Annotated in this window: 9 protein-coding genes and 1 pseudogene; 2 read left to right on the forward strand and 8 right to left on the reverse strand. The window is 72.5% G+C overall.

The window, feature by feature from the left end:
- The 7 genes from B7767_RS25880 to B7767_RS25910 form a co-directional block, all read right to left on the reverse strand.
- Positions 1-599: EamA family transporter (locus B7767_RS25880; protein ID WP_107486331.1), on the reverse strand; the 599-nt coding region annotated here is incomplete at its 3' end.
- Between the two features lie 58 nt (positions 600-657).
- Positions 658-843, reverse strand: coding sequence for a hypothetical protein (locus B7767_RS25885; protein ID WP_030863721.1), 186 nt, complete (start codon positions 841-843; stop codon positions 658-660).
- Between the two features lie 164 nt (positions 844-1007).
- The gene (locus B7767_RS25890) at positions 1008-1703 is read right to left on the reverse strand and encodes a L,D-transpeptidase family protein (RefSeq protein ID WP_085574298.1); all 696 of its coding nucleotides are present in this window, start codon (positions 1701-1703) and stop codon (positions 1008-1010) included.
- Between the two features lie 143 nt (positions 1704-1846).
- Complete coding sequence (locus B7767_RS25895; RefSeq protein WP_085574299.1) at positions 1847-2647, reverse strand: SDR family NAD(P)-dependent oxidoreductase; 801 nt, start codon at positions 2645-2647, stop codon at positions 1847-1849.
- Positions 2648-2696: 49 nt separating this feature from the next.
- Positions 2697-3611, reverse strand: a complete 915-nt coding sequence (locus B7767_RS25900) for an SDR family oxidoreductase (protein WP_085574300.1) — start codon at positions 3609-3611, stop codon at positions 2697-2699.
- Positions 3612-3712: 101 nt separating this feature from the next.
- A complete protein-coding gene (locus B7767_RS25905) occupies positions 3713-4342 on the reverse strand; it encodes an MBL fold metallo-hydrolase (protein WP_085574301.1) in 630 nt (209 codons plus the stop codon).
- Positions 4342-5427: an S-(hydroxymethyl)mycothiol dehydrogenase gene (locus tag B7767_RS25910; RefSeq protein ID WP_085574302.1), complete on the reverse strand. Its 1086-nt coding sequence runs from the start codon at positions 5425-5427 to the stop codon at positions 4342-4344. Before B7767_RS25910 ends, B7767_RS25905 begins: the two co-directional genes overlap by 1 nt.
- 133 nt (positions 5428-5560) lie before the next feature.
- Here B7767_RS25910 and B7767_RS25915 point away from each other — a divergent pair, with 133 nt between their 5' ends.
- Positions 5561-7315 (forward strand): ABC transporter ATP-binding protein, encoded by a 1755-nt coding sequence (locus tag B7767_RS25915; RefSeq protein WP_085574303.1) that lies wholly within the window; start codon positions 5561-5563, stop codon positions 7313-7315.
- A gap of 122 nt (positions 7316-7437) precedes the next feature.
- Entirely contained in the window at positions 7438-7803 is a 366-nt protein-coding gene (locus B7767_RS25920) for a nuclear transport factor 2 family protein (protein WP_085574304.1), read from the forward strand.
- A 20-nt stretch (positions 7804-7823) separates the two neighbouring features.
- Here B7767_RS25920 and B7767_RS25925 read toward each other — a convergent pair.
- A pseudogene (locus B7767_RS25925) lies at positions 7824-8104 on the reverse strand (hypothetical protein); the annotation flags it as partial.

Consider the following 8104-nt stretch of genomic DNA (forward strand, 5'->3'; position numbering starts at 1 on the left):
GGTCGCGCGGGCAGCCGGAGGGCCTCGGGGTGGCGGACGGCGCCGGGGAGCAGGACGAGGACGGCGGCGACCCGGCCCGCGACGACCGGCCACAGCCCGCTCACGGGGTCCGCCTGGCCGAGGGCGACGTACTGCACGGCGACACCGGCGCTGGCCAGGAGCCCGTCCGTGGCCTCCCGGCCCATCCGGGTGCCGCCGCCGGCCACCCACCACAGGGCGGGTCCGGTGACGGCGATCCCCGCCCAGGCCAGGCCGCCGGGGCGGTCACCAAGGAGGAGGACACCGCACAGGACGGACAGGGCGACGCCCGTGACGGCGCTCACCGGTACGACCACGCTCATCGCGCCGTGACTCAGGCCGCGGTTGAGGAAGCGCATGGCGGTGGCGCTGCCGACGCCGGACAGGGCGCCCCAGAGGAGGTCGGAGCCGGCGAGGGCGGCGGCGGGCAGGAGGAGGGCGGCCCCCGCGGCGAGCAGGAGGCCGCCGAGCTGGCCGAGGAAGGTGACGGCGGCATGCGGCACGCGGCGGGACAGCAGCCCGCCGGCGAAGTCGACAAAGCCGTAGCAGAGGGCCGAGGTCAGTGCGAGAAGGGCACCCATTCGGTCACGGGTGCCCCGTGGACGGGATCACGATCCGAGGGGATCGGTCGGCAGCCGCTCAGGCCGCCCTGGCCGGCTGCGGGAGGGCCGAGGCCCACTCCTGGACCAGGCGCTGGTACTCCTCGCGCTGTTCGACGCTCAGTGTCCCGCCCGACCGGAGCCACAGGGCCCGGATCTCCTCGTTGACCTCGGCAGCCGATCGCTCGGAGGAGGGTTCAACAGTGGTGGACATGCCGTGAAGCATACGGCGCCGGACGTGAAGACGCTGTGAGCAATCGCACGCTCATCGGACATTTCGGGCAGTGTTACTGATCACGTCCATCTGCCAAGGAACGTGGGCGAGTTCACATCCGGACCGCGGGGAGCACCCGGGTGCGGGGCGCCCGGCGAACCGGGCGCCCGAGACGATCAGGTGCCCGGCTTGCGGCCGTACACGTAGACGTCGTCGCCGTTCCTCAGCAGCGACCAGTACTTCTTGGCGGCGGTCTTCGTCATGTTGACGCAGCCGTGGGAGCCCGGCGGGTTCCACATGCTGACGCCGACCGAGTGGAAGGCCTGGCCGCCGTCGAAGAACTGGCTGTAGGGCATCGGCACGTCGTAGATGGTCGAGACGTGGTCGATGTTGCGCCAGTAGATCTTCTTCAGGCCGGTGCGGGTCTCGTACCCGTTGCGCCCCGTGCGCACCGGGACGGGGCCGTAGACGAGCTTCTTGCCGTCCTGGATCCAGCTGAGCTGGAGCGTGAGGTCCACGCAGGCGATACGGCCCTTGTTGGTAGGGCACTTGCCTGACTTGTTCGGGTTCTTCCCGACGGCCTTCTGCTTGTTCATCAGGTCCATCACGCCCCAGGTCACGGGGCCGGCGTACCCGATGTTCGGCGTGATGCCGTGCTTGGTCTGGAAGGCGCGGATGGCCTTGCAGTCGGCGGAGGACTGCTTTCCGTCGGCCGGGCGGCCGAGGAACTTCTCCACCTTCTTCTGGTACGGGCCCGCCGAGGTGGTGCAGCTCGCGGCCTGCGCCGGTGTCGCACCCAGTGCGAGTGTGAGCGGGGCCACCAGCGAGGTGACTCCGAGGATGACGGCACTCCGTCTACTTGTGTCCCCCATGGTCCGTTTTGCCTTTCCGCAGAAGTGAGCGCATGGCCTGCGCACTCTGCCAGGTAGACGACCCGACTGGAAAATCGGTTGTGCGGACGGACCGGGATGCGACCGAACGGTGACACCCGGTCAACAGGGCCGGGAATGATCGGCTATCGCGGTGGGATCCCGTCCAGCGCCTGCCGGAACCCCGTGTTGACCGCCGTGATGCCGCCGTCGACGGTGAGGGTGGTGCCGGTGATCCACGCCGCGTCGCGGGAGGCGAGGAAGGCGACGGCCGCCGCGATGTCCTCCGGCTCGCCGACCCGGCCCAGCGGGTAGAGGTGCCGGGCCGCTTCGAGCTCCGCGTCCCGGCCCGCCCAGGCGCGGGTGCGGATGGTGCCCGGGGCGACGAGGTTGACCCGGACCCCGCGGGGCGCCGCGTGCCCGGCGAGGGTGCGGGTGAGGGAGATCAGGCCCGCCTTGGCCGCACTGTAGGCGTGGTTGCCGAAGTCCTGGAGGCCGTTGACGGAGCCGACGCTCACGATCGCGCCCCGGCCGGAGGCGGCGAGGTGCGGGAGTGCGGCACGGCAGCAGCGGTACGCGCCGGTGAGGGTGACGTCGAGGTCCGTGGCCCACTCGTCGTCCGGCTGGTCCTCGAAGCGGGACGCGTCCGGGGTGCAGTGGGCGGCGTTGTTCACCAGGACGTCGAGCGAGCCGAAGGCGCCCACGGCGTGCGCCACGGCCGCCTCGACCATGGCGCGGTCGGCCACGTCACAGACGAAGGGCTCGGCCGCGAGCCCCCGCCCCCGCAGCGCCGACGCCGTCCTGGCCGCCTCGTCGGGGTCCGCGTCGGCCACCAGGACCCGCGCCCCCTCCTCGGCGAAGCGCAGGGCGGTGGCCGCGCCGATGCCGCGTGCCGCCCCGGTGATCAGAACCCCGTACCCCGCGAAGCGCCTCGTGTCCGTCGTCATGGGGTGAAGGTAACCGCCCGGTGATCACGGCGGCAGGGTGCGGACGGGATCAGCGGTAACCGGTGACGTCCGCCGGCTTGCCCGCGTCCTGCACCTCGACGAGGTAGCGCCAGGCGTCCGGGCGGCTGCCGTCGAGGTCGGTGAAGCCGTACTCCCGGGCGAGTCCGCCGCTGGAGAGGGAGGTGCCGTTGAAGCGGGCCGCGTCCGGGTCGGCGGCGAGGGCGGTGACGGCCCGTCCGACGTAGCGCGGGGTCTCGGAGATGGCGAAGTGGGGGACGTCGTCGAGGGCGTCGCGCCAGTTGTCCTCGCGGACGCCGAAGTGGTCGAGCATGATCTCCGAGCGCAGCCAGCCCGGGGTGAGGGCGACGGCCGTGGCGCCGCGCGGGCCGAGTTCGTGGCCGAGGGCGAACGCCATGCGCAGGACGGAGGACTTGGCGAGGTCGTAGAAGAAGGAGACGCGGTAGTGGTCGCGGTTGTAGTCGGCGGTCCCGTCGGTGACCTCGACGACCAGTCCGCCGGGGTGACGCAGCAGCAACGGCAGCGCGTGGTGGCTGGTGATCGCGTGGGTCTCGACGGCGAGGCGGAGCAGGCGCAGTCCCTTGTCCAGGTCGTGCTCCCACACGGGTGCCTCCCAGTCGAAGAGCGTCTCGCCGCCCCAGATGTCGTTGACGAGGACGTCCAGGCGGCCCTGTTCGCCGGCGATCCGGTCGACGAGCGCCTTCACCTGCCCCGGTTCGAGGTGGTCGGTCGGCACCGCGATGCCCCGGCCGCCCGCCTCGGTGACCAGGTCGGCGGTGTCCTCGATGGTCTCGGGGCGGTCGTACTCGGAGCGGCGTTCGCGGGTGGTGCGGCCCGTGACGTACACGGTGGCGCCCGCCGCCCCCAGTTCCACGGCGATGCCCCGTCCGGCGCCCCGGGTCGCCCCGGCCACCAGTGCGACCCTGCCCTTCAACTGCTCCGACATGTACGGCCTCCCGTCAGCGGCTCTCTGCTGTCGCTTCGAGCGTGACGGGTAAGCCGGACATCCTCTGTCACCTTTTCGCGCCGGTCACCCGGGCGGACCGCTCAGTGGCCGCGTGCGATCCATTCCTCCAGGTGCGGGGCCTCCGCGCCGATGGTGGTCGGGTCGCCGTGGCCGGTGAGGACCTCGGTCCCGGGCGGGAGGGTCAGCAGCCGGTCCCGGATCGAGTCGATGATCGTCGGGAAGTGGGAGAAGGAGCGGCCGGTGGCGCCCGGACCGCCCTGGAAGAGGGTGTCGCCGGTGAACACGGCCCCCAGCCCCGGGTCGTACAGGCAGACCGCGCCGGGCGCGTGCCCCGGGGTGTGCAGCACGGTGAGGTCGGCGCCGGCGGCCTCGATCACCTGGCCGTCGACGAGCCAGGAGTCGGGGTCGCGGTCGGGGTGGGTCTGCTGCCACAGCGGCAGGTCGTCGGGGTGCAGCCAGATGGTGGCGCCGGTGCGCTCGGCGAGGGCGGGCGCGGCGTCGATGTGGTCGTTGTGGGCGTGGGTGCACACGATGGCGGTGAGGCGCCGGTCCCCCACCGCCTCGGCGATGGCGTCGGCGTCGTGGGCGGCGTCGATGACGATCGCCTCGTGGTCGTCGCCGACGATCCACACGTTGTTGTCGACGTCCCAGGTGCCGCCGTCGAGGCTGAACTGCCCGGAGGTGACGAGTCGTTCGATGCGGGCGGCCATCACAGCACCACCACCGAGCGCAGCACGTCGCCCCGGTGCATCCGCTCGAACGCCTTCTCGACCTCGTCCAGCCGGATGGTCTCGGTGACGAACGCGCCCAGGTCCAGGCGGCCCTGGAGGTGGAGGTCGATCAGCATCGGGAAGTCGCGGGAGGGCAGGCAGTCGCCGTACCAGGAGGACTTCAGGGAGCCGCCGCGGCCGAAGACGTCGAGGAGCGGCAGTTCGAGCTTCATCTCCGGGGTGGGCACGCCGACCAGGACGACGGTGCCGGCCAGGTCGCGGGCGTAGAAGGCCTGCCGGTAGGTCTCGGGGCGGCCCACGGCCTCGATGACGACGTCGGCGCCGAAGCCGCCGGTGAGTTCGCGGATCGCCTCGACGGGGTCGGTCTCGCGGGAGTTGACGGTGTGGGTGGCGCCCATGGAACGGGCGGTCTCGAGCTTGCGGTCGTCGATGTCGACGGCGATGATCTTCGCCGCTCCGGCCAGCCGGGACCCGGCGACCGCCGCGTCCCCGACGCCGCCGCAGCCGATGACGGCGACGGAGTCGCCCCGGCCGACGTTCCCGGTGTTGATCGCGGCGCCGATGCCGGCCATCACACCGCAGCCGAGCAGCCCGGCGACCTGCGCGGAGACGGCCGGGTCGACCTTGGTGCACTGTCCGGCGGCGACCAGGGTCTTCTCGGCGAAGGCGCCGATACCCAGGGCCGGGGAGAGCTCGGTGCCGTCGGTGAGGGTCATCCTCTGCTTCGCGTTGTGGGTGTCGAAGCAGTACCAGGGGCGTCCGCGCAGACAGGCGCGGCACTTCCCGCACACCGCGCGCCAGTTGAGGATCACGAAGTCACCGGGCTCGACGTCGGTGACGCCGTCGCCGACCGACTCGACCACGCCCGCGGCCTCGTGGCCGAGCAGGAAGGGGAAGTCGTCGCTGATCCCGCCCTGCTTGTAGTGCAGATCGGTGTGGCACACCCCGCAGGCCTGGACCCGGACGACCGCCTCGCCGGGGCCGGGATCGGGTACGACGATCGTCTCGATCCGCACCGGCTCGTCCTTGCCGGGTGCGATCACGCCGCGTACTTCCTGCGCCATGCTGCTGACTCCTTCATCGGCCGTGTCCGTACCCCCGACCCTACGCGGGAATGATCGCTTCCGCCGCCCGCCGTGCGGCGGGTCCGCCCCCGCGACGTAGCCTGAACCTCCGACCGACGCCGAGGGGGGCGACGTGAGCATCGCGGCAGAGGAATCCGGCCCGCCCGCCTGGCGGCTGCTCCTCGGATACGTACGACCGCACCGGTGGGCCCTGCTGGGCGGCGCCGTGCTGTCCCTGATGACCGGGGCGACGGGGCTGATGCTGCCGCTGGTGGCCCGGGACCTGATCGACGACCTCTCGGACGACCGGGCGATCACCGGCGCGCTGCTGCTGATGTCGGCGCTCGTGGTCGCCAACGCCGTGCTGGGGGCGCTGGGTTCGTACGTGCTGCGGCGCACCGCCGAGTCGGTGGTGCTCGGGGCGCGGCGCTCGCTGTCGTCGTATCTGCTGCGGCTGCGGATCACCGCCGTCGACCGCAGTGAGCCGGGCGACCTGATGGCCCGCATCACCTCCGACACCACCCTGCTGCGCGAGGTGACCACGGACTCGCTGGTCGGTCTCGGCACGGGCGGGCTGACGCTGGTCGCGACCGTGGTGCTGATGGGTTTCGTGGACCCGGTGCTGCTGGGTGTCACGCTGGGGGTGATCGCGCTCGCGGGCACGGTGCTGGGGGTGATCGTGCCGCACATCAACCGGGCCTCCCGGCAGGCGCAGGACGCGGTCGGTGTGATGGGTGCCTCGCTGGAGCGGGTGCTCGGCGCGCTGCGCACGGTCAAGGCGTCCGGTGCCGAGCCGCGGGAGGAGCGCGCGCTGCACGAGGCCGCGCAGGAGTCGTGGCGGCAGAGCGTGCGCGCCGCCAAGTGGTCGGCCGCGGCGGGCAACACGGCCGGTCTCGCGATGCAGATCGCGTTCATCACGGTGCTCGCGGTGGGCGGCGCGCGGGTGGCGACCGACGCCATCGACATCGGGACGCTGGTGGCGTTCCTGCTGTTCGTGTTCTATCTGATGTCGCCGATCCAGCAGGTCGTCGGCGCGCTCACGCAGTACCAGACGGGCAGTGCCGCCCTCGCCCGGATCCAGGAGGCGCTGCGGCTGCCCGCGGAACCGGCCGCCGGGCCCGCGCGGTTGCCCGACACCGGCACGGCGCCCGCCGCGCTCGCCTTCGAGGACGTCCGTTTCCGGTACGCCGACGACCTGCCGTACGTCCACCACGGGGTGACGTTCACCGTGCCCGCCCAGGGCATGACCGCGTTCGTCGGCCCGTCCGGCGCGGGCAAGACCACCGTCTTCTCCCTCATCGAGCGGTTCTACGACCCCGACTCCGGCGTGATCACGCTCGACGGCCGTGATCTGGCCGACTGGGAGCTGCCGCGGCTGCGGGCCGCCATCGGGTACGTCGAGCAGGACGCGCCGGTGCTGTCGGGCTCCCTGCGGGACAACCTGCTGCTGGGCAACCCCGAGGCGGACGACGGCACCCTGGCCCGGGTGCTGAGGACGACCCGGCTCGACGGTCTGGTGTCCCGGCTGCCGGACGGGCTCGACACCCTCGTCGGGCACCGCGGCACCAAGCTGTCCGGCGGGGAGCGCCAGCGGGTCGCCATAGCCCGCGCCCTGCTGCGCCGCCCCCGGCTGCTGCTGCTCGACGAGGCCACCTCGCAGCTCGACGCGGTGAACGAGGCGGCGCTGCGCGACACCGTCGCCGACGTGGCGCGTACGACGACGGTCCTGGTCGTCGCGCACCGGCTGTCCACGGTGACGGCGGCCGACCGGATCGTGGTGATGGACGCGGGCCGGGTACGGGCCGTCGGCACGCACCGGGAACTGGTGACCGCCGATCCGCTGTACGCGGAGCTGGCGGCCACGCAGTTCCTGGCGACGGCCGGGTGAGCGGCGCCGGGCGGCGCGGGGCCCGGCTTGCCCTGCCCGGCGGGCCGGAGGACGCTCGTAGGGGAGGTCGCCCCGGCCCGCCGGAGGTCCGGGCCGCGGCCCTCCGGAGGAGGTGGGTCGTCATGACGACCGCGTCACAACCCGTCTTCGGCACCGACACGCTGCGCCGGGGCATCGAGGCGGACACGTCGGCGAACCTGGTGTCGCTCTACGCGGACGACGCGGAACTGCGCGTCGTGGACCGCAACACCCAGCCCAGCCACCCCAAGGTCCTGCACGGCCGGGACGAGATCGCCGCCGTGCTGGACGACGTCTACAGCCGCGACATGACGCACACGCTGGAGGCGTGCGTCGTCCAGGGCGATCACGCCGCCTACTGCGAGAGCTGCCGGTACCCGGACGGGGTGCGGGTGCTGTCGGAGTCGATGCTCACGCTGCGGGACGGGAAGATCACCGGGCAGGTGATGATCCAGGCCTGGGACGAGTAGGAACGCCGGTACGGAGGTGATCAGCGCAGCCAGGCGCTGTACTGCATGACGTCGCCCGCCCGCACACCGTACTCGGGCTGGTCGGTGGTGAACGTCTGCTCCAGGCCGAGGACGGCACCCGTGGACGGGTCCAGGATCAGCATGTGGCGGATGCCGGAGCCGACGTCGTACACGTAGGCCTGGCCGGGCCGGCCCAGCCGGTCCGTCACCCCGCCCACCGGCCGCAGCCCCTCGGCGTCCGCCAGCAGCCGGGCGAGCGCGGCGGACTCGCGGGCGCCGAGCGTCCAGTGGTCCAGCAACT

The organism is Streptomyces sp. 13-12-16, assembly GCF_002114215.1.
Taxonomy (GTDB): Bacteria; Actinomycetota; Actinomycetes; order Streptomycetales; family Streptomycetaceae; genus Streptomyces.